22 protein-coding genes are annotated in these 19,698 nt (G+C 62.1%); 9 read left to right on the top strand and 13 right to left on the bottom strand.

Annotation, left to right across the window (positions count from 1 at the left end; all coding sequences use genetic code 11):
• Window positions 1-2 precede the first annotated feature (2 nt).
• The 6 genes from WKV53_RS06595 (at window position 3) to WKV53_RS06570 (ending at window position 4,319) form a co-directional block, all read left to right on the top strand.
• The gene (locus WKV53_RS06595) at window positions 3-779 is read left to right on the top strand and encodes an amino acid ABC transporter permease (RefSeq protein ID WP_341403572.1); all 777 of its coding nucleotides are present in this window, start codon (window positions 3-5) and stop codon (window positions 777-779) included.
• Window positions 769-1,500: an amino acid ABC transporter ATP-binding protein gene (locus tag WKV53_RS06590; protein ID WP_341403571.1), complete on the top strand. Its 732-nt coding sequence runs from the start codon at window positions 769-771 to the stop codon at window positions 1,498-1,500. The genes WKV53_RS06595 and WKV53_RS06590 overlap by 11 nt, the downstream gene beginning before the upstream one ends.
• Window positions 1,501-1,565: 65 nt before the next feature.
• Window positions 1,566-2,021 (top strand): hypothetical protein, encoded by a 456-nt coding sequence (locus WKV53_RS06585; protein ID WP_341403570.1) that lies wholly within the window; start codon window positions 1,566-1,568, stop codon window positions 2,019-2,021.
• 47 nt (window positions 2,022-2,068) lie between these two features.
• On the top strand, window positions 2,069-2,464 hold the full coding sequence (locus tag WKV53_RS06580) for a (R)-mandelonitrile lyase (protein WP_341403568.1): 396 nt from the start codon (window positions 2,069-2,071) through the stop codon (window positions 2,462-2,464).
• An 83-nt stretch (window positions 2,465-2,547) separates the two neighbouring features.
• On the top strand, window positions 2,548-3,756 hold the full coding sequence (gene nspC / locus WKV53_RS06575) for a carboxynorspermidine decarboxylase (protein WP_341403567.1): 1,209 nt from the start codon (window positions 2,548-2,550) through the stop codon (window positions 3,754-3,756).
• Between the two features lie 140 nt (window positions 3,757-3,896).
• The gene (locus WKV53_RS06570; RefSeq protein WP_341403566.1) at window positions 3,897-4,319 is read left to right on the top strand and encodes a VanZ family protein; all 423 of its coding nucleotides are present in this window, start codon (window positions 3,897-3,899) and stop codon (window positions 4,317-4,319) included.
• Here the strand turns inward: WKV53_RS06570 and WKV53_RS06565 are convergent.
• The 5 genes from WKV53_RS06565 to WKV53_RS06545 are packed head-to-tail and all read right to left on the bottom strand — an operon-like array spanning window position 4,252 to window position 8,751.
• A complete protein-coding gene (locus tag WKV53_RS06565; RefSeq protein WP_341403565.1) occupies window positions 4,252-5,952 on the bottom strand; it encodes a hypothetical protein in 1,701 nt (566 codons plus the stop codon). The genes WKV53_RS06570 and WKV53_RS06565 overlap by 68 nt on opposite strands.
• Window positions 5,949-6,929 (bottom strand): ABC transporter ATP-binding protein, encoded by a 981-nt coding sequence (locus WKV53_RS06560; protein WP_341403564.1) that lies wholly within the window; start codon window positions 6,927-6,929, stop codon window positions 5,949-5,951. Before WKV53_RS06560 ends, WKV53_RS06565 begins: the two co-directional genes overlap by 4 nt.
• Entirely contained in the window at window positions 6,926-7,384 is a 459-nt protein-coding gene (locus tag WKV53_RS06555; RefSeq protein ID WP_341403562.1) for an anti-sigma factor, read from the bottom strand. The genes WKV53_RS06560 and WKV53_RS06555 overlap by 4 nt, the downstream gene beginning before the upstream one ends.
• 4 nt (window positions 7,385-7,388) lie before the next feature.
• Window positions 7,389-7,943: an RNA polymerase sigma factor gene (locus WKV53_RS06550; RefSeq protein WP_341403561.1), complete on the bottom strand. Its 555-nt coding sequence runs from the start codon at window positions 7,941-7,943 to the stop codon at window positions 7,389-7,391.
• A 19-nt stretch (window positions 7,944-7,962) separates the two neighbouring features.
• Complete coding sequence (locus tag WKV53_RS06545) at window positions 7,963-8,751, bottom strand: hypothetical protein (protein WP_341403560.1); 789 nt, start codon at window positions 8,749-8,751, stop codon at window positions 7,963-7,965.
• Window positions 8,752-8,891: 140 nt separating this feature from the next.
• Between WKV53_RS06545 and speA the strand changes: the two genes are divergently transcribed.
• Window positions 8,892-10,832 (top strand): biosynthetic arginine decarboxylase, encoded by a 1,941-nt coding sequence (gene speA, locus WKV53_RS06540; protein WP_341403559.1) that lies wholly within the window; start codon window positions 8,892-8,894, stop codon window positions 10,830-10,832.
• Here speA and WKV53_RS06535 read toward each other — a convergent pair.
• On the bottom strand, window positions 10,817-11,188 hold the full coding sequence (locus tag WKV53_RS06535; protein WP_341403558.1) for a hypothetical protein: 372 nt from the start codon (window positions 11,186-11,188) through the stop codon (window positions 10,817-10,819). The genes speA and WKV53_RS06535 overlap by 16 nt on opposite strands.
• A gap of 157 nt (window positions 11,189-11,345) precedes the next feature.
• Between WKV53_RS06535 and WKV53_RS06530 the strand changes: the two genes are divergently transcribed.
• Window positions 11,346-12,050 carry a zinc ribbon domain-containing protein gene (locus WKV53_RS06530; protein ID WP_341403557.1) on the top strand — a complete coding sequence of 235 codons (705 nt, stop codon included), beginning with the start codon at window positions 11,346-11,348 and terminating at the stop codon, window positions 12,048-12,050.
• Between the two features lie 7 nt (window positions 12,051-12,057).
• On the opposite strand, the gene WKV53_RS06525 is transcribed toward WKV53_RS06530, so the two are convergent.
• Genes WKV53_RS06525 through WKV53_RS06515 form a run of 3 tightly spaced genes read right to left on the bottom strand, consistent with a single transcriptional unit; the run spans window position 12,058 to window position 15,376 of the window.
• A complete protein-coding gene (locus WKV53_RS06525) occupies window positions 12,058-14,292 on the bottom strand; it encodes a hypothetical protein (RefSeq protein ID WP_341403556.1) in 2,235 nt (744 codons plus the stop codon).
• Window positions 14,289-14,822 (bottom strand): hypothetical protein, encoded by a 534-nt coding sequence (locus WKV53_RS06520; RefSeq protein ID WP_341403555.1) that lies wholly within the window; start codon window positions 14,820-14,822, stop codon window positions 14,289-14,291. The genes WKV53_RS06525 and WKV53_RS06520 overlap by 4 nt, the downstream gene beginning before the upstream one ends.
• Window positions 14,819-15,376, bottom strand: coding sequence for a hypothetical protein (locus WKV53_RS06515; protein WP_341403554.1), 558 nt, complete (start codon window positions 15,374-15,376; stop codon window positions 14,819-14,821). The genes WKV53_RS06520 and WKV53_RS06515 overlap by 4 nt, the downstream gene beginning before the upstream one ends.
• Before the next feature lie 132 nt (window positions 15,377-15,508).
• Here WKV53_RS06515 and WKV53_RS06510 point away from each other — a divergent pair, with 132 nt between their 5' ends.
• Window positions 15,509-15,931 (top strand): hypothetical protein, encoded by a 423-nt coding sequence (locus tag WKV53_RS06510; RefSeq protein WP_341403553.1) that lies wholly within the window; start codon window positions 15,509-15,511, stop codon window positions 15,929-15,931.
• A gap of 56 nt (window positions 15,932-15,987) precedes the next feature.
• Here WKV53_RS06510 and WKV53_RS06505 read toward each other — a convergent pair whose 3' ends face one another.
• The 4 genes from WKV53_RS06505 to WKV53_RS06490 all read right to left on the bottom strand — a co-directional run bounded on the left by WKV53_RS06505 (window position 15,988) and on the right by WKV53_RS06490 (window position 19,644).
• Entirely contained in the window at window positions 15,988-17,046 is a 1,059-nt protein-coding gene (locus tag WKV53_RS06505) for a hypothetical protein (protein WP_341403552.1), read from the bottom strand.
• A complete protein-coding gene (locus WKV53_RS06500; protein ID WP_341403551.1) occupies window positions 17,043-17,627 on the bottom strand; it encodes a hypothetical protein in 585 nt (194 codons plus the stop codon). Before WKV53_RS06500 ends, WKV53_RS06505 begins: the two co-directional genes overlap by 4 nt.
• Window positions 17,628-17,644: 17 nt before the next feature.
• On the bottom strand, window positions 17,645-18,550 hold the full coding sequence (locus WKV53_RS06495; protein WP_341403550.1) for a hypothetical protein: 906 nt from the start codon (window positions 18,548-18,550) through the stop codon (window positions 17,645-17,647).
• A 299-nt stretch (window positions 18,551-18,849) separates the two neighbouring features.
• Window positions 18,850-19,644, bottom strand: coding sequence for a hypothetical protein (locus WKV53_RS06490; RefSeq protein ID WP_341403549.1), 795 nt, complete (start codon window positions 19,642-19,644; stop codon window positions 18,850-18,852).
• Window positions 19,645-19,698: the final 54 nt, after the last annotated feature.

Raw genomic sequence — 19,698 nt, 5'->3', positions numbered from 1 at the left:
TCGTGACTCGCCGCCAGCAGATCGCCAATGTCCTCGTCGCCGTCGTCATGGCGGCGGGCTTCGCTTGGCTGTGCACCGCGATCTTCCAGCGGTTTGGCAAACAGGCCAACTGGGCAAAGGCTTGGGAATACCGCGAGTCGCTGTGGCTGGGCTGGAAGCTCACGCTGTGGATTTCACTGGGCTCGCTGTTAGGGAGCGTGGTCTTTGGGATGCTGTTTTTGTTAGGCCAGCGTTCGCCCCTGCCCGTGATCCGGAAGACCTGCCGCGGCTTCCTCGAATTCGTCCGCGACACCCCGCTGCTGGTGCACCTGCTGTTCGGCTATTTCGTGATCTTCGCGCCGCTCCTTTCCCGGCCGCTGGCTGGCTGGGGACTTGAGGACAAGGTGATCATCGGCGGCCTGCTGCTATCCCTGTTCGGCGGTGCCTATCTCGGGGAGATCCTGCGCGGCGGCGTGGAAAGCATCCCGAAGACGCAATGGGACTCGGCTCGCGCGGTAGGCTTCAATCCCGTCCAGGTCTACCGCTACGTGATCTTCCCCCAGGCACTGCGCCGGGTCCTGCCTGCGATCGCCGGGCTCTTTGTTTCGCTGATCAAGGACTCCTCGCTGCTCAGCGTGATCGGCGTGTCCGAGTATTTCTACAACACCAAGAACTTCATCTCCCGCACCTATGCCGGGCTCGAGGGCTACATGCCGCTCGCGATCGGCTACCTCGTCCTCACCCTTCCCGTCGCGTGGCTGTCGCACTGGTTGGAAAAACGCTTCCGCGATGAAACTTGAAGTCGATCGCGTGACCAAACGCTACGGCGCAACGACTGCGCTCGATGGACTCTCGCTGAGCCTCACCTCGGCGCGAGTGCTGGTATTGATCGGTCCCTCTGGCGGAGGCAAGAGCACCCTCTTGCGTCTGTTAGGCGGCCTCGAAACCGCCGATGCCGGCACGGTCCAAGTCAACGAGCATCGTTTGGTTGCCAACGCCGCCGAGCTCCAAAACTACCGTCGGCAAAACGGCTTCCTCTTCCAACAATTCAATCTCTTCCCCCACCTCAGCGCGCGGCGGAACATCACGCTGCCACTGGAGAAGGTCCACGGGCATCCACCCGCCAAGGCACACGAATTGGCAGAGCAGGCGCTCGACCGCTTCGGCCTCCTGAAGCACGCGGACAAGCTGCCCTCGCAGCTTTCCGGCGGTCAGCAGCAGCGGGTCGGCATTGCCCGCGCCGTGGCATTCTCGCCGGAGATTTTGTTCCTTGATGAACCAACCTCCGCGCTCGACCCGGAGATGACTGCGGAGGTGCTGGAGCTGATCCAGGAACTCGCCGAAGCCGGACAAGACATCATTCTCAGCACCCACGAGATGGGCTTCGCGCGCGCAGTCGCCGATCAGGTCGCCTTCATCGCCGCCGGCAAGATCGAGGAATGCCGCCCTCCTGCGGGCCTGTTTGACTCCCCCGAGTCCGCCGTCTGCCAGCGCTTCCTCTCGAAAGTCATGCGCTATTGAAACACTGTTCAAATGCGCAATTTCCTCCTTGCCAGAGGAAATGTTCCGGTGAACAGTTCCTCCGCATGAATACGGAAACCGCGCTCGATCCTCAACGTCTTCCCCAGCTTCCGATCTACAAGCCCAACAGCCGCGGCACTGGCGGGGTCATCCGCTTCGGTCTCAATCCCGCGAAGTCCGCCCTGTTCGTCGACGCTGCCACGCAGACCGGCGACAAGCAGTTCGACTGGGAACGGAAGTTGACCATGAAATGGAGCCTTACCGACATCGGCGCCGCGCTGTCCGTGCTGCAAGGCCGGCAGACCGAGGCCAAGCTCTTTCACCAGTCGGAGAAGTCGAATAGCGCCTTCGAGATCGTGGCTCGCAATGATCCAGATCGGGCACCCTACCTCCTCAGCCTTTCACGGCAGGATGCGGCGGACAAATCGGTACGCAAGGTGGCTATCCCGGTAAGCCACGCGGAAGCTGCAACTCTCGAAGCAGCCCTGCGCGCCGCCATTGGCCGATTGCTGGGATGGTAGCCGCTTTCAAGCGTGCGCCATCTGTCCTCTGGAACTAGAAGGTGGCCATGGAAATCCACCGCGCCGGCTCCCGCCCCTCCACGAAAGGCCCAGAAGACTGGTTCACCGGCACCGTCCGCATTGACCCGGTGATCCAAACCGGCGCTCCAGCCCGCGTCGCTTCCGCCACGGTCACCTTCGAACCCGGTGCCCGCACCGCGTGGCACACGCACCCGCTGGGCCAGACTTTGATCGTCACTGCCGGCTGCGGACGGGTGCAGCGTGAAGGCGGCCCGATCGAGGAAATCCGGCCCGGCGATGTCGTGTGGTTTTCTCCGGGCGAGAAGCACTGGCATGGTGCTGCCCCCACCACCGCGATGACCCACGTCGCAATCCAAGAGCAGCTTGATGGCAAGGCCGTCGATTGGCTGGAGAAGGTCAGCGATGACCAGTATCTCAGCTAGCACGACCCCTCGCCGCCCCGCGAGTCGAGGCTGTTGGAAATTGGAACTTGGCACTTCCTCATTCGGGACTTCCTTCTCTGCCCGTGGCCTCGTTCGTCATTTCCCTCGCCGCGCTGAAGCGCAATACCGCCATCCTTCGCGAAACCGCCGATGCCGCGGGCTGCAAGATCGTGCTCGCGCTCAAAGGCTTCTCCTGTTGGAAGGCGTTTCCTCATTTCCGCGATGTCCTCGACGGCTGCTGCGCCTCCGGCGTGTGGGAAGCGCTGCTCGCCCGCGACTACTTCGGCAAGCACGTGGTCACCTACTCGCCGGGCTATCAGGAGGACGAGATCCGCCAGCTCTGTGAGTTCACCCACCACCTCGACTTCAACTCGCTGTCGCAGTGGTTCCGCTTCCGCGACATCGTGATGGCGCATCCGCGCTTCAAGAGCGGCGAACTCCACTGCGGCCTGCGTGTGAACCCCCAGTGCTCCACCGGCCATACGCCTCTCTACGATCCCTGCGTCGCCGGCTCGCGACTGGGCATCACCGCGGACCAGCTTGAAGGCGCAGATCTCACCGGCCTCTCCGGCCTGCATTTCCATACCCTCTGCGAGCAGAACTCGGACGACCTTGAGAAGACCCTCGCCGCGGTCGACGAGAAGTTCGGCCACCTGCTGCGTTCACCGCAGTTTACCTACCTGAACATGGGCGGCGGCCACTGGATCACCAAGCCCTTCTACGACCGCGAGCGTCTCATCCGCCTGGTCCGCGAAACGAAGGCGAAATACGACGTCGAAGTCTGGCTCGAACCCGGCGAAGCCGCCGCGATCCACACCGGCGTCCTCCGCGCCGAGGTCCTCGATGTTTTCGAATCCGCCGGCCACAAGCTCGCGATCCTCGACGTCTCCGCGACGGCACACATGCCGGACGTCCTCGAAATGCCCTACCGGCCCGACGTCTATCTCGCCACCACTGGGAGCGCGGAATTCATTCCGCACGAGGAAGCTTCCCGTCCCGCCGTCACCTTCCAAGGCGAGACCTATCAACTCTCCTCCGAATCCGGCGACCACGTCTACCGCATTGGCGGCCCCACCTGCCTCGCCGGCGATGTCACCGGTGACTTCACCTTCCCTCGCCCGTTGAAAGCGGGCGACGTGCTCGTCTTCGACGACATGGCTCATTATACCATGGTCAAGACCACCACCTTCAATGGCGTCCCCCACCCTTCCATCGTGCTACAGCATGAGGATGGATCGCTGGAGACGATCCGCGAATTCGGCTATGCGGATTTCAGAGACCGCTTGTCGTAGGAAACGCGGTCATTCTGACCACGCCGTGTCGACCGAACGTCGACACCCCTTAAACCAGTGAAGCCCGGGTGAATTCGCCGTGAACCGACCGAGTGAATTTGACCTCAACCGGTTAGGAGGATCATACCGGACGGAAAGTCATGTTGATCCGTCTCGCCTTCGTTCTCTTCACCTCGGCATTCGTCTCGCTCGTCGTCCTCGCGGATCGCGGGCAGATCGGAATGATCTGGGAATTCATCGCCAAGGTTCCCTTTGGCGACAAGCTCGGTCACGTGGGCCTCGTCGGCACTCTGACCGTGCTATCGAACCTACAACTGAAGCGCCGCAAAGCCGGCCCGCTGATGCTCGGCAGCTTGATCGTCCTTACGTGCATGATGCTTGAGGAAGGCAGCCAATACTTCTTCCCTGCGCGCAGCTTCGATGGCTACGACGCGCTCGCCAATCTGATCGGCGTTATTTGCGGCGAAGGCCTGGTGCGCATGCTCCCTCGCCGCCCTACGAAACAGGATCAGCCACCGCTGCCACCAAGGGCGGAGGCACGGGCATCCTGCGGCGCGCCTTGAGCAGGAAGACCACGGTCGCGATTGCATGCAGCGCGAGCGAGACGTGGAAGACAGATCGGCAATTGATTAATGGCAGACCGGCGACCTCGGCAAACGAACCGTAGGCGGGTAACGCGAAGCCCGACATGCCAGCGATCCACATCGGCCAACTGTCGGGTTCAACCGACATCAGCACACCAACCACCGCGACCATCAACGGAACGACCCACAAGGCGAAGCCGGCAAACAGCGCCACCTTCCAGCCGCGCCACAGCACCAAGGCATGAGACGCAAGCGCAGGAGCGAGCAATGACGCCGCGATCCACCCCATCCCCGAGGCCCGGAGATCGACCACCTGCATCGCAGGCGTCTCGTGCAGGAGCGTGACGACTACACGGCACCACGCCCCCGCGGAAAAGAGCGAAAGCAACACCACCCAGAGGATGGCGTTCCGGCCGTCATTCCACCACGGCGCGCGAACGAGATGACGGCAACGGGCCCGCGCTTCCGGGGATGGGACAAGGATCGCGGTGAACAGGAGATTGATCAGGCCGAGCACCAGCGCGAAGCCGGCGATCCAGAGCACGCCAAGCATCGGAGGCCCCGAATACCACTCGGGATCCAATGATAACTCCAGGCTGAGGACATTGAGGTCGGACAATGCACGGCCGTGAGAGAAACCGGGCAGTAGTTCTCCGCACGTAAGCACGAGCATCCACGCCGCCAGCAACGCAGTGCCGACCTTGCCAAGAAGCTGCGACTCCTGGTCGTTCCAGCGGCGCACGAGCATCGTGAGCAGTGCAGCCAGGGCCGTGACCGTGATGATCCAGTGATAGCCGGAAACCGCGATCTCCCAGCGGAAGAAATCGACCGGCGGCGGAAGGACGTCAGGAGGTAAAAAACCTTTCGGCACCAGCATCTGCGGCGTGGCGGAAACGATCTCGTGGAGGATCGCGGACTCCATGCCCAGGTGAGAGATCAGGCCGATGCCGAAGCTCTGGGAAAATGGCAGCACGAAGTGCAGCAGGATCACCAGCACCTGCGAGATTGTGCCGGCGAGGATCTTCTGCCGGATCAAGGTGCCCGCCACCAGACCGATGGAATGGTGAAGCAGGGCCGAGGTGGCGAAGATCAGGTAAACCTTCGCCATCATCACCGGAGAAAGCCCGCCGAGCCACGCGCTCGCCGCCGCCCAAGGAATCAGCAGCAAGGCCAACACGTTCTCTAACAAGGGCAGACCCAGCAATTGTCCCACGACCTTATGCCCGGTGGACAGCGGCGCGAGGCGCTCGGAATCGATCATCCCCTCGTTCGACTCCCGCGCCACGCCCGTGGCCACGCTGAAGGTGCCTTTCAGCACCACCAGCAAGCCCTGGATGATCAGTACCGCCAGCCAGCCGCAGAGGTAGGCATTGGTGCCGTGCTTCTCTAACAAACGCTGGAAAGCTGGCGAAGCGAGGTTGAACTCGATCCTCCCGTTGCCTTGAGCGTGGAGATACAAAAGCACCGTCACCCCCCATGCAAAGCCGGTGATCACCTGGGTGATCACCAACCATACGAGAACACGCCACAGCCGCAGCCTCGACACCGCATGCCGGCGGAAAACCGGATTCGCCGGAAGATTCCAGAGGGAAGGAAAATCAGGCACATTCATGACAGGGAGGCTTGGCTACCGAGGCGGACCACCACTTCCTCGACGCTGGTTTCCACCGCATGCATGCCGGTCACCCCCAGACGGGCTTCCCCCAGCGCGGTGAACAGCGCGGCACGCGAGAGCTTGTTTTCATCGAGACGCAGCTCGATCGACTCGTCATCGGTCATCCGCATTTCCGCATTCACCCCGGGCACTTCGCGCAGCCAGGCGGCGACTTCATCGCGACGACCGGCTGCACGCACAATGACACGCGTCTCCGCCTGGCCGAACTTGGCCAGCACCTTGCGAATCGGCCCGGCATCAAGCAGACGTCCGCGCTGCAGCAGTCCGATCGAGGTGCAGAGATCCTGGATCTCCGCCATGATATGGGAGCTTAGAATCACCGTGGCACCGGCATCGGCCTGGCGGCGCAGCGCCTTCTTCAAATCCGCACGAGCCAGCGGATCCAGCCCGCTCGCCGGTTCATCCAGAATAAGCAGCCGCGGCCGGTGAAGGATAGCCTTCGCCAAGGCAAGCCGCTGCCGCATTCCGAGCGAGAGCTTGGTGCAGATGTCCTTCGAACGTTCCCGGAGCCCGACCGAGTCGAGGCACTCCGTCACCCGCGAATCGCGGGCCTTGCCGCGCAGCCCGTAGGACTCCGCGAAGAAGCGAAGGTATTCCACCGCACGCAAGTCGGACGGCATCGGCGCCAGGTCCGGCATATAGGCGATCGCCGAGCGGACTTCCCGCGGCTTTACGTGAATCTTCTCTCCGCACAACTCCACTTCACCGCGGGTTGGCGAGAGCAGCGTGGCCATCACGCGAAACATCGTCGTCTTGCCCGCACCATTCGGACCTAGCAAACCGAACACCTCTCCCGCGGGGACGCGCAGGTTGACAGCATCGACCGCACGGCGCTCGCCGTAGTCCACGCCGAGCCCGGCAATGCGGACCAGATCGGCGGGCTCGCCGGCAAGCGGATCGACCCACGAGGTCATGGGCTGAGGACGCGTTGAATGGCACCGGCCGGCTCGCGCAAAGCAGTGAGACCACGGCGGAAGTCGGACTTGATGGCAGCGTATTCCCGCTCCGCCACGCTTGGCCGGTGGGTGGTTCCGACCGGACGGACATCGATCAGCGTGTAGCCGCAGATGCCGATCACCACCGCAGCCGCGGCGACAGAAAGATAGCCGCGGAAACGATGCCGCGTCGACTCCACGCGCACGCTCTCCCGAGGCATTGCGAGAATCTTCTCCCGCAACTCCAGCCCTGCCGGCGGCAACGCGGCGCCGAGCATTTCGTCCAAGCCACCACTCCATGCATCGAGGAATGCGGCACAGTGGGGACAATGCTCCACGTGATCGATCACGGCGGCGGGAAGCTTGATGCCCTCGTCCAGCGCGGCGGAAATGTCGCGCTGGGTGGCATCGCAGATGGCATTCAGGGTATCCATGGGATCACGGGGTGATGGTGACAGTGGGGCGCCATTCGATCGCCAGACGCTGGCGGGCGCGGAAGAGCAGGACTTTCACGTTGGCTTCGCTCTGGTCCATGGTGGCGGCGATTTGCTCGATGCTTTGGTGGCCTTGAACGCGCAGCCACAGCGCGGTCGCCTGAGTTTCAGGTAGCAGCCTGAAGACCTTTTCCCAAGCATTCCGGGCGGAATCACGCTCTTCAAGGATGCTCGAAGGGTGGCTCGACTCGGTACCGCTGTGGAGATCGGAGTGAAACTCTTCGGTCGGCTTGTGGCGGCGGAAGCGATCGATGGTCTTGCGCCGGGCGATCGTATAGAGCCAGGCAGTGAACGGGTGCGTCGGTTCGAAATTGGCGATCTTGAGACAGACTTCGAGAAAGACCTCCTGGCAGATATCGGCTGCATCCTGATCGTTCCCACATCTCGAGCGGACGTAGCGGTGGACGGGATCGAGATGCCGCCGCACCAGCTCGTTGTAGGCCTCCACCACGCCGGATTTCCAGCGCAGGGCGAGGTCGTTGTCAGTGTCCGCAGTCACGACCGTAGGAAGGGGCAGTTTAGCGCTCCTCGATGGCTTTCTTCACCTCCTCGATCAGATCGTCGAGGTGAGCCTCGGTCAATTCGATCCTGACCGTGAGCTTGCCGTCCTCGGCGTCGATGGTGACCGGCGGCAGCTTCGGTCCGAAATCCTTGTCTGCGACCAGCTCCGCCTTGAACTGCTGCAAAAGCATCTTGGCGGTCTCGGCAGCCTCCTTGTTCTCCAAGCCAGCGCTGACGTCGATGGCGATCCCCTCGCCCGCGCTCGATGCGGAAAAGCCCAGGCTCTCCGGCAGCTTCAGCGTCGTCGATGCGAGTTCCTCAAGCTCGGAGATCTTGCCGAGATTCACCCACCCGGACACCCAGGCATCCCCCTGCGGAGCTGCAGTCGTGGCTACGGCAGTGCCAGCATTTTGCGGCGGGCTAGCGAGGCGCACCGCATCACCGTCGCGCCAGACGACAAAGGAAACGCCCTCTTCTTCCATCAGGAAGCGGCCCTGACCATCCGGCTTCGCCTCGCCCTCGACCTCCTTCATGACCGCGGCCGGGTCGGCGAGATCGCGCACTTCGGCGACCCAGTCTTCCTCCGGCGTGGCCGGATTCTCGAAGCCGGCGATCCGGAACACCGCCTTGTCCCCGATCATCGCGGCGGAACCGTCCTTGGCGAAGAATTCCTTGATCCACCCGTTGAGCCGCGGGTTTTTCCCGCCGTCGAGCCGGGCTTGCACCTCCCAGAGGGCTTTTTCCTCGGCAAATCCAGCCAGCGGCAGCAGCGCGGCGGCGAGGGTGATGAGCGTGTTTCGTTTCATGTTCACCGGGACTCCGTGGATGGCTGGGAAAAGGTTACGCGCCCTGCAATTTTTTTCCGCTCCGGCCGGGCGGACTCGTGGAAGCGCCCCACCCCGTCATTTCCCTTTCATTTTCCGCAAAAAGCCTTTTCTTCCCGCGCATGGTTCCGCCCGCCGCCGACAAGGTCGCCAAGCCCAAGAAGGACAATAGCTGGTCTCCCGCCCAGTCCGCTGAGTTGTACGGCGTCGACCAGTGGGGTCACGGCTTCTTTGGCGTGAACAAAAAGGGCCACGTGACGGTGAAGCTCCAGGACGACAACGGCGGCTCCGATGTCTCCCTCTTCGAGATCATCGAAGGCCTCCGCGACCGCGGCACCGACCTGCCCGTCCTGTTACGTTTCCGTGACCTGCTGCATTCGCGCATCCGCGAGCTGAATGAATCTTTCGGCCAGGCGATCAAGGACACCGGCTATCGCGGCGAATACCGCGGAGTCTATCCGATCAAGGTGAACCAGCAGCGCCAGGTCATCGAGGAAATCTCCGAATTCGGAAAGCAATACCACTACGGTCTCGAAGCCGGCTCCAAGCCCGAGCTCATCGCTGCGCTGGCCCACATGCACGACACCGAGGCCTACATCGTCTGCAATGGCTACAAGGACGAGGAATTCATCGACCTCGCCCTCCACGCCCAGAAGATGGGCCTGAAGGTAATGCTCGTGCTCGAGATGCCGAGCGAGCTCGATCTCCTGCTGGAGCGCTCGCGCAAGCTGGGCGTGCTGCCGAATATCGGCGTCCGCGTCCGCCTCTCCACCCGCGGTTCCGGCCACTGGGCGGAAAGCGCCGGCGACAAGTCGGTCTTCGGCCTCAGCGCCAGCCAGGTCATCGAGGTCGTCGATCGCCTCAAGGAAGAAGGCTACCTCGGCTGCCTGCGCATGCTCCACTACCATCAGGGCAGCCAGATCCCGAACATCGCCGCGATCCGTGAAGGCGCGACCGAAGTGGCCCGGATGTACTGCGACCTCGTCAAGGAAGGCGCACCGATGGGCGTGCTCGATATCGGAGGTGGCATGGCCGTCGACTATGACGGCTCCCACACCAATTTCCACTCCTCCTGCAACTACTCCATCCTCGAGTATTGCACCGACGTCATCGAGACGATCATGCAGATCTGCGACAAGGCCGGCGTGTCGCACCCGAACCTGATCTCGGAATCCGGTCGTGCGATCGTCGCCTACTACTCGGTGCTCGTTTTCAACGTGCTCGACGTGTCCACCGTGCAGACCACGGAGAAGGCACCCCCGACCCCCGAAAATGCCCCGCAGAACCTCTTCAACCTGATCGCGGTCAACAAGGACCTCAGCAAGCGCAACCTGCAGGAGTGCTTCAACGACGCGGTCTACTACCGCGACCAGGTCCGGGCCCAGTTCTTCTACGGAGCCGCCACGCTGCGCGAACGCGGGTTGGCCGAGGCATGGTTCTGGCATATCATGACCCGCATTTCCAAGCTCATCGTGGATCTGGACATCGTACCGGAGGACCTGCGCGAGCTTTCCGACACGCTGGTCGATTTCTACTACGGCAATTTCAGCCTGTTCCAGAGCCTGCCAGACTCGTGGGCGATCAAGCAGCTCTTCCCCATCCTGCCGATTCACCGCCTCGACGAGCGCCCGCTCCAACGTGGCGTGATCGCAGACATCACCTGTGACTGCGACGGCAAGATCGACCGCTTCATCGACCGCGAGGACGAAAAGAAGGTGCTGCCGCTCCATAGCATCAATCCGGGCGAGCCCTACTACATCGCAACCTTCCTCGTCGGCGCCTACCAAGAGACCCTCGGCGACCTTCACAACCTCCTCGGCGACACCAATGTCGTCGGTGTGCACCTCGAAGACGGCAAGCCCGTCTACACCCACGAGGTCGAGGGTGACACCGTCGCAGACGTGCTCTCCTACGTGGAATACGACCCGAAGGAACTGGTCGGCCGCTTCCGCGCCTTCGCCGAAAAGGCCGTGGCCCAAGGCCGGATCTCTCCGAAGGAGCGCCGCGAGGTCCTCGACCTCTACCGAACCGGCTTGGCGGGCTACACTTACTTCGAGGGCTGAGGAGCCGCTTCTTTCTTGGAAAGAGCGATAAACTCCTTCGCTAGAATCGCCCGGAATTTCTTCAGTCGCTCGAAATCCGGGTCGGTTTGAAGCTTCTCGCTAGCTGGAGATTGCTCGACATAGCTGATCGCAGAATTGAGACAGGTGATGGCGTAGATCACTCGCAGCTTTCGATCCTTGGAGGCCATGATCTCGCGGTTGAGCCGCTCGTTGGCCTGCATGACCAGCAGGTCGGGATCCTCCGGAACAGTCCCAATATTCGAGACGTTCGGCGCGACCTTCTTCTCCACGCTGGCAAGGATCTCATCGACCGTCGGCTCCGCCGCAGCAGCCCACTGCCAGGAAAGGCATCCCATCGCCAGAATCAGTGGAAGTCTTCTCATACTTCCTAGCTTCGGCAGGAACGATGCCCGGCGACAATCCGGAACTTGAAAGAGGCGACGCCCGCCCTCCTTTCCCTTCCCGTCACGTTGGACGCTTGCCCCCGGCCGATGCGGCGGCTAACACCCGTGGATGCTGCCATCGATTCAAGCGCTGCTGGTGCTCCAAGACCGCGACCGCCGCCTGCGTTCCCTCGCCGAAGACCTCGCCAAGATCCCCAAGGACGAGACCCGGGCCAAGGACAAGCTCGCTGGCGACAATGCCGCCGTGGCCAAGGCCAAGGAGGGAGTGCAGGCGAACGAGATCGAGATCAAGAAGGTCGAGCTCGATGTCGGCACCCGCAAGACCACCATTATCCGCCTCAAGACCCAGCAGTTCGAGACCCGCAAGAACGACGAGTTCACCGCACTCGGCAATGAAATCGTCCGCTACGAGAAGGAAGTGGACGGGCTCGAAACCAAGGAACTGGAACTGATGGAACGTGCCGACGCCCTGCGCGCCACCCTTTCCGCAGCGGAAGCCTCCCTCGCCAAGACCAAGAAGCTCGTGGACGAGGATCTGGTGGCACTTGCCGATCGCAAGAAGCGCCTTGATGCCGACACCGCCGAAGTCCAGGCCGAGCGCAACCGCCTCGCCGCCGCCGCTCCTGAAACCCTGCTCCCGCTCTACGAACGCCTGCTGAAGATCAAGAACGGCGTCGCCATTGCACCCGTCACCGCTGGCAAGTGCAGCGGCTGCCACATCAAGCTGGTCGCCTCCACCCTCGTGAAGGTGAAGTCCGGCGTGGAAGGCGTGCAGTGCGAGAGCTGCGGACGCCTTCTTTACGACGACGAATGATCCGGAATCAGTTCGCGCCCGCGCCGGTGTAGAAGATCTTCCGGCGCTCCTCCAGCACCACCAGCCAGTTCATCATCGTGATCGGAGGAAGCTCCGCCGGATGAGTGATGGGACGCAGGTTGACATCGATGTTGGCGGCAGCAGCACTGGCTTCGCTTGCCATCTTGAAGTCGAGCAGGTTGACCGGCGTGGAACTCGCGCCGTCGTCACCCTTGAGGTGGCCGATCTGGCCGGCGACCTCGACCTTGTAGGGATCGTAGTCCGTGCCATAGCGCTTCTCCGGAGCGAAGAGCGAGGCAGGCGGATAGAATGGAGCTGCCAATCCCGAGCCCGCAGGCACCGTGGTAGCCACCACATTGAAGTCATCGCCGATGTAGAGACGCAGGTTGGTGACCAGCGAGAACCCCTTCGTGAAGGGGGTGAGGTCATCGCACTCCGTCATTAGCACGCCGTAGTCATTGGCCGTGCAGGGAATGTTCGGCTTGTAGGCGGGCAAGTTGATGCCGGTGGTGGAATAGTCGACGTTGATGGCGATCGAGTTGTTCACGTCCAGGCCGTCCGCCCCGAGCGAGACGAGGAAAGCCTGGAGTCGCTTGGGGTAGATCGCGATGCATGGCTTGGTGCCCTGAAGGTTTTTGATCTCGAAGGGATAGACGGGCTTGTAGTAGCCGGCTTTCGTTCCAGTGCCAGGATTGCCGAAGGTGGCGGTGTTGAAGGTGATCGGCCCCGTGACGCCGGTCTTGTAGAGGAAGGTGCCGCCGCTGACACCATAAGCCACGTCCACCAGCGTGGTTCCGAAGTTATAGGTCTGGCCATCGTCCGCGACCTTGATGTAGCCGGCGGCAAGACCGGTCGCCGGTCCCGTGGTCAGCGGCAGGTTGAGCGTCTGGCGCGCGCCGCCCTTGTAGTATTGGAAACGCAGTGCCGTGGGCGTGCGGTTGGTGGCACTGGTGACAGCCGAGATGTCGAGGCGCATCGCAGCCTGGAGAGCGCCCACCGAATAGTTGTTCCAAGTCGTCGGCGAAAGGGTGCTCGTTTCCGTGGTATGGGCGAAGCGATCGAAGAAATCCGAGCCGCGGTTGATCGAGACGAAGGACGCACGGCCGGAATCCGACGCCAGGGCCACCGGCATGTAGGTACCGGTGGTCACCTCGTATTTCTCGCGGGTACCCGGAGTCAGCGGATTGCCATCGATCGTGTTTGAGCCGATGGTGACATCGCTCCCGAGAGTCAGGCCGCGGCGGGCCATGAGGCGGTCCACGTGCATGCCGTTGCTAACCTGGGCGCGCGTCGCGTAGATGCCGCCCTGGATCGTGGCGTGCTGCCACGGGGTGCCGTCCGCGTGAGTGCCGATCTTGGTGAACGCCTCCGCCGAAATCGCGAGCTGCGAGGGAATCTCGTAGATCGAAAGAATGAAGTCCCGCTCACCGATCTGGCTGTCTCCACGGGCGTAGCTCTTGAGCAGGTTGGCGTGCTCACCCAGGTGCAAGCTGAACGTCCACCAGTTGCGCTTGGCCACGAATAGCTGGCCCGGAGCGCAGTAGCCGAAGCGGATTTCCGGATAGGGAATCTTGGTGTAAAGCGGATAGCTGCTCACCGACAGCGGCAGGCTGCTCTGCGCCAGGTTGCCGTAGACCTTCGTGGTGCTGATGATCGGATAGACCGGATCACGGCTCGTGACGTTGCTGTTGGCGGTCTCCAACGGTGCCGGAAATCCCGTCCCCAAGGACCGTCCGATACCGGCAGAAATAATCCCGGTTTCAGGGTCGATGGCGTCGAAGACGTTCTCGATGTTGGAGGCCTGGGTCACGTTGCCACTGGCATCCTTGACGTCATCGGTATAGACCGCCACGTCGCCCGTGTTGGCCATGATCGCCTTCGATCCGCCGATCTGGGTGGCAAGGGCCGCGGTGATCGACGAGCGGGTCCCGGCCTGGTCCAGGGCGTCCGAAAAAATGTTCCTCCAACGCAGCGCATCGCGTGCGGCTCCGGAAGTGTTGGAACCGCTTTGCATGGCCTTCATCGCCCGGTTGGGGACGATGTTCACGATCCCCCGGAGCACTTCGTCTTCCTTTTCCTGGTAGTCCACCCGGAGCTGGGTCTCCTTCTGGATCGTTTGCGATGACCCGGCGTATTTGTAGGCGCTAAGGGTCAGCACGGTCAGCATGGTTCCCACCGTCAGCACCAGGATATAGGAGATGTATCCCCGGCTCGCGGCGCGGGATTGAAATCGCGTTTTCATAGCTGTACTGCTCCTGAATAAGTTACTTCTTCACCATTGGGCCCGCTCACCACCATCCGCAGGATCCCGTTTTCAATCGCAAAACGGACATTGGAAGGCCTCTTGGATAGCGACCATTGCGCGGTGCCAAGCGTCCCCGCGGTGTTCACCATCCGATAGTAGAGTCCTGTGCCAGTGCCGGGGTTCTCGAAGGAAAGCACCGACGCACGGAAGGTGCCGTTCGGTTCCTTGAAACGAAGCATGATGACCGGCGCATTCGTCATCACCTGCGCCCGTCCGGCCACGAGATCGTCCACGCTCGCATAGAGCCGGAAGCTGTCGGCATTGCCGATGATCTTGACGACGAAGTTGTTCAGCATCGGCGCCTCCGTCACGAGGAAGCTCTGGGCGCGGAAGATCCTGAGGAAGTTCAGCTGCTGTCTCATCAGCGTCATCACGATCGCGGAGATCATGATCCCCACGCTCATGGCCAGCGTCAGTTCCACCAGCGTGTACCCGCGGCCGCGGGATTTGCGGATCGGGAGCTTCATTGTGAACGAACGACGGTTCGGGTTTTCAGATAGGTGCGTCCACCGAAGGTATACTTGATGACGCTCTGGAAGCGCCACACCTCCATGCCGGCGGGATTCGTGGTGGTGGTGCCGGAGCCACCACTGGCAGGCAGGTTGTTAGAGTCGGGATAGCGGGTCCGCGTCACCGTTCCCGTGATCGGTGTGCCACCCGGAAGCTTGCCGAGCACCACCGAAGTCGTGGCTATGCTCGGCTGGGCCGGCCACAGCGACTGGGCACTCGTCAAATCCGCAAAGTTCAAGCGCTGCGCCGCAGCCTGTTCATAGGTCAGGTAGGCATCCGTGATCGACTGCTGCAGCGTCCACTGTCGTGGAGCCGTCACATTCAGCGAGAGCTTCAGGAGTGTCAGCCCGAGCGTCGTCAGCAAGGTCATCGAAATGGCGGCTTCCACCAGCAGCGAGCCACCCTTCCAGCCTGCGGGCTTGCGACGCCGCCGGAAAAGAGGGAAACCGCGGCCGTGCGCACCTTCATCCGCTGTCTTGTGATCGCCCTGCTCGGCTGGGCACGGCTCCATGCCCAGGCAGTCTTGGAGCCGCCGTTCGGCTTGCGCTGGGGAGATACTCCTGAGAAGTTGATTGACTGGGCTTCCCGACATTCCCTGGACGTTAACATTTCGCTGCCCGGGGATCAACCCGCACTTCGCGTCGTGAAGATTTCCCCCCGCCAGGGCAATCTCCCGGGTGCTGCCGCCCAAGCCCTGGAAGGCCGCTTCCTCAGTGGCCGGCTCTTCGAAGTCACGGTCCACTACCGCGACCCGGCGGCGAAGGCCGAGGACATGGAGACCCGGTTCAACAAGCTGAAGAAGGAACTTGCCGGAGAATACGGCGCGCTTTCCGCCAACCGCCAGGACCGGACCGTCAAGGACCAGTTCGCCACCCGCAACCTCTCCTTCCATCGCGAACCGGTGAAGGGACTGTTCCTCCTGCTGGCCTACACCGAGATCGAGGACCAGCTCCGGCAGACCCGCGAGGCCACCTTCTCGCTCCTCTACCGGAACGACAACTTGCGGCAGGACATCGAGAAACTCGCCGTCCCCGGCGGGCAGGTGCCCGGCGGGGATGGGAAGTGATGGGAGAGGAAGGGCCATGGCGACTATGGACTTTCTCCGCAGCGCGGAGGGTTGTTTCAGTCGGTGATCGTAGTCACCGAAGCATTCATCTGGAGCGTGCGGTCGAGCGTGAAGGTGACGTAGGCAAGCCGGTCGATGCCGAAGGGCGTCTTGGTCAGCAACTCCATGGTCCACTGGCCGTCGTCCTTGAAGGTGGCGTCGTAGTCAGCCAGCGAAAGGATCTGGCTTTTGGGAACGGTATCGTTGACCACCAGCGAGGAGCCCGGGACGATCGTTCCTGTCTTTCCCAACTGCGCGGCACCCTTGTAGGCCTGCACGTAGGTGGTGCTGTTGGGATAGAGATCGTTGAGGGTGACCGTCACCGTCGGCATCTTGTAGCGGATCAGCTGGTTGGCGGTGATCCCCGCGAAGGCACCGTCCGCCACCGGCCAGATTTGGATGTACTGCGAGCCCAACTGAGCAGCAGGGGCCGTATAGGTAAGCCCGCTGCTTGAGTCCGTCCGGTTATCCGCCAGCGAGAATATCGAATAGCGCTCTTCACCGCGGACCTTGGTGCGATCGGCCCCAGGAATCGAGGTGATCGCGAAGGTCGTGGTCGTCAGGCCGTTCTGCTGGATGTAATTCTGCGACAGGAGCGTTGCCTGGGTGCGATCGAGACCAACGCCGGTTCCAGCCGTTCCGTAGGATTGGACGTGCCGCAGGAAGTTCACCTTCTTGGAAGCGTCGGGATCGGACGCGCCACTGAGCAAGCCTTGCACCGTCACGTCCACGTAGAAGGGGCGATCCGCACGCGTGCGGGGCACGATGTCATAGGGATCCTCGGAACGAATCGCCACCGTCGCCATCGGAACGTATGAAGCCACGTAGCGGGACTCCAACAGATACGATTTGACCGGGCTGACGGCGTTATTGACCGTCCACAGTTCGAACTGAGCGCCACCCGGATTGATGGCAAGCGCCGACTGGCTTTCGCCGTTGACTGCCACCGGCATGTCCCAGACCACCCCGGAAGGCAGCTGTTTCTGGCGGATGAAATTCGTGTAGGAGCTGCTGGTCGACTGCGCATGGACAAACGGCGCCGCCACTAACAGGAGTGAAAGGATGAGCTTGTTCATGGCTTTTTGATGGTGGCTGGCTTTTGAGCGCCGGCGGTTTCGGCAGGAGCGGCTTTGACTGGGACTTTGAGCGGGAGCACGGAAATCGGGCCGCCCTGATAGGTGGCCACCACCACGGTGCTGCTCTTCTCCATCCGCTTCGAAAGCTCTTCTCCAAGCGCTTGGTTTCCTTCAGCCTGAACGCGGCTTACTTCGACGGTGGTGATCCATCCCCGGTTGGAGGCGTAGAACTCCGCCCAAGTCTGCACTGCACTTCCCCGCTCGAGCTTGATGCGGTTCGCAAGCAACGGCGGGATATTGAGGATCGCATGCTTTGGTACGAGGGTCGCCCGGCCGCCGAATGAGAGGAAATCCGAAGTCTCCATCAGATCGCCCGATTGCTGGGCCGCCACAGAGGGATCCGGGCCTTCAGCCGGGGTGAACTTCACCAGCGGATTCTGGTTGGTTGCGACTTTCAGCTTCTCGACGAGCTGGTCATGAGTCGCGGCGTCCCGCATGACGACAGGCTCGACTGCCAGCGAGGTCGCCGGCACCGCCAAGGCGATCGCGAGGAATGGGAGACAGGTTGTGGAAATTTTCATGTTCGAAGGAGTTGGAGTTACTTCGCTTCGTCATCCACGCCGCCGGACGGATCGACCGCTCCGTTGGGACCACCATGACCCTGACCGGGGTTCGAGGAATCGACCCCGTCGAGGTTGTTGCCATGACCGTTGTTAGGGTGCTTGGCGCTGAAAGTGACCAGCACCACCTGGTCCTGATAGTCGAAGCACGGAGAGCTCTGGTTGGTCTGAGCCAGCTCCATGATCAGCAGCACGCTCAGCGGCCCGATGTTCACCTTGAAGGACGAGTCGATGTAGGGCTTGAGATAGCTAGCCATCGCGGCCTGCCCCTGGAACTTCGTCTTGGCCGTATAGGTGTCGCCATTGACCAGCGCAATCACCTGGAGGTTGCCGCTGCGGGTGGTGTAGAAGGGACTCCAACCAGTGCCGATCACGTAGCGACCGCCGAGGTCGATCGTCTGACCAGCACTCACCTTTTTGATGTAGAGTTGCTTCGAGGGATCGACGTTTGCCTGGGTTCCATAGAACAGCTGCTTGTAGGTGGCACCGGCCAGGCTCAGGCGCAGGTCGGTCGCCGGCGCGGTGGAGTTGCCGCCTCCGCAAGCGGTGACACCCGTTCCGATGATCTGGACGGTCACGTAGCAATCCGTCGCCGGGATCAGGGTCCCTGGCGGATTCACGTACGCCATGTTTTGGGAACCGTCGCTATTGCTGTTTCCGTTTCCGTTTCCGTTGCCGCTGGTTTGGCCGCTGGCAATGCGGGCGGGGTGCATGATCGACCAGGTGAGCGTCGGCTTGGTGCCGGTCTGTACCATGGTCGGGAAGGCCGTCATCGCTCCTGCAGGAGTGAGTGGGTCGGTGGTCTGGGCCTGTGCGGCTCCAGAGATAAATGCGCACGTGGCGAGAGAAGCCGCCGCAAGGGCAGCCAGTCGGCTGGTTTTCATGGCTGGTGTGAACAGTGTGTGAGACGGACCTCCTCCGTTCTCCTTGATCCTCGGCTTGTGGGACTGAGCCTTGGAGGAGAGGGACCCGGCGAGGGTGCCGGGCACGGGACGGCCACAAGAGTGGAGCCGGACCGTGCCCGCTCGGGACAGAGTCCCTCGCCGGGTCTCCGGGGAAGCGATCGGGATGTTATCGCCTCTCCGGAACGGAATCAGTTGATGTAAGGGGACGACTCGCGTCGTCTTCGGGTGTGTGTCGGGTGTGGGAACAGCAATCGTCAGATTGCGGTGGGTGATCTTTTTCAGCGCTGGGGCAGGCCGCCGTCCCAGCCGGACCAAGGTCCATGCGGAACGTCACGACCTTCGACGAAGCGCCATTGCACGCGCTCGCCGCTGCGGAAGCCGAGGTAGTCGCGGACCGCAGGGCTCAGGTCGATGCCTGCGTTCTGATTGCGGTTATTTCGCGGATCCTCGTTGCCGAAAACATACTGCCAGTGGTCTACCTCGAAGGGACCGACATCCTCCCACTGGGCGTAGCAAACCTTGCCTTGGTAGTGAATCGCGAGCCAGCGGCCCTTGCAGACGGAAATCCCGTCGCCGCGATAGTCGCGCCAGAACCACGGGATCACCTCGGAAGCCTCCGGGCGATGGACACCACCCTTGGCGACGTCATTGTAGGGCAGCGCGATGTAAAAAGGATTCTGCTTCGGGACGAAGCCGGCCGGCTGGTAGCCCTTGCGATGATCGGGGTCGTCATAACCACCGAAGTTCGCCTGCCAGTTCATGTCCCAGGAGCTCATCGTGTTGGGGACCGGGTTGTTTTCGGTCGGCTGCTCGCCGATCCAGAACACCGTCCCCACCACATTGCCGCGCCAGCCGCGGAAATTCCGGAAGCTCGTGTCCGGCTTCTCGACGACCAGGCGGGCCTTGTCCGGAACTCCGAACGGATTACTGAGGCCTGGCAGAGCCTCGCGGCGATTGTCCAGAAGTGCGCCATGCGACGCCTCAAGGCGATCGCTAAGCAGCAATGCCCCCTCCGCCACCGGCAGGATTGCCGGCGCCACAAACGCAAGGAGGAGGAGCAAGCGTGGCTTCATGAGTGTTTTTCCAAAAACTCTCGACCCTTCAAAGGTCCTTCGCCGCGCAGTATG

Source organism: Luteolibacter sp. Y139, assembly GCF_038066715.1.
Classification (GTDB): Bacteria; Verrucomicrobiota; Verrucomicrobiia; order Verrucomicrobiales; family Akkermansiaceae; genus Haloferula; species Haloferula soli.
The sequence above is the reverse complement of the archived record's forward strand: the minus strand, read 5'-3'. Positions and strand labels throughout refer to the sequence as shown.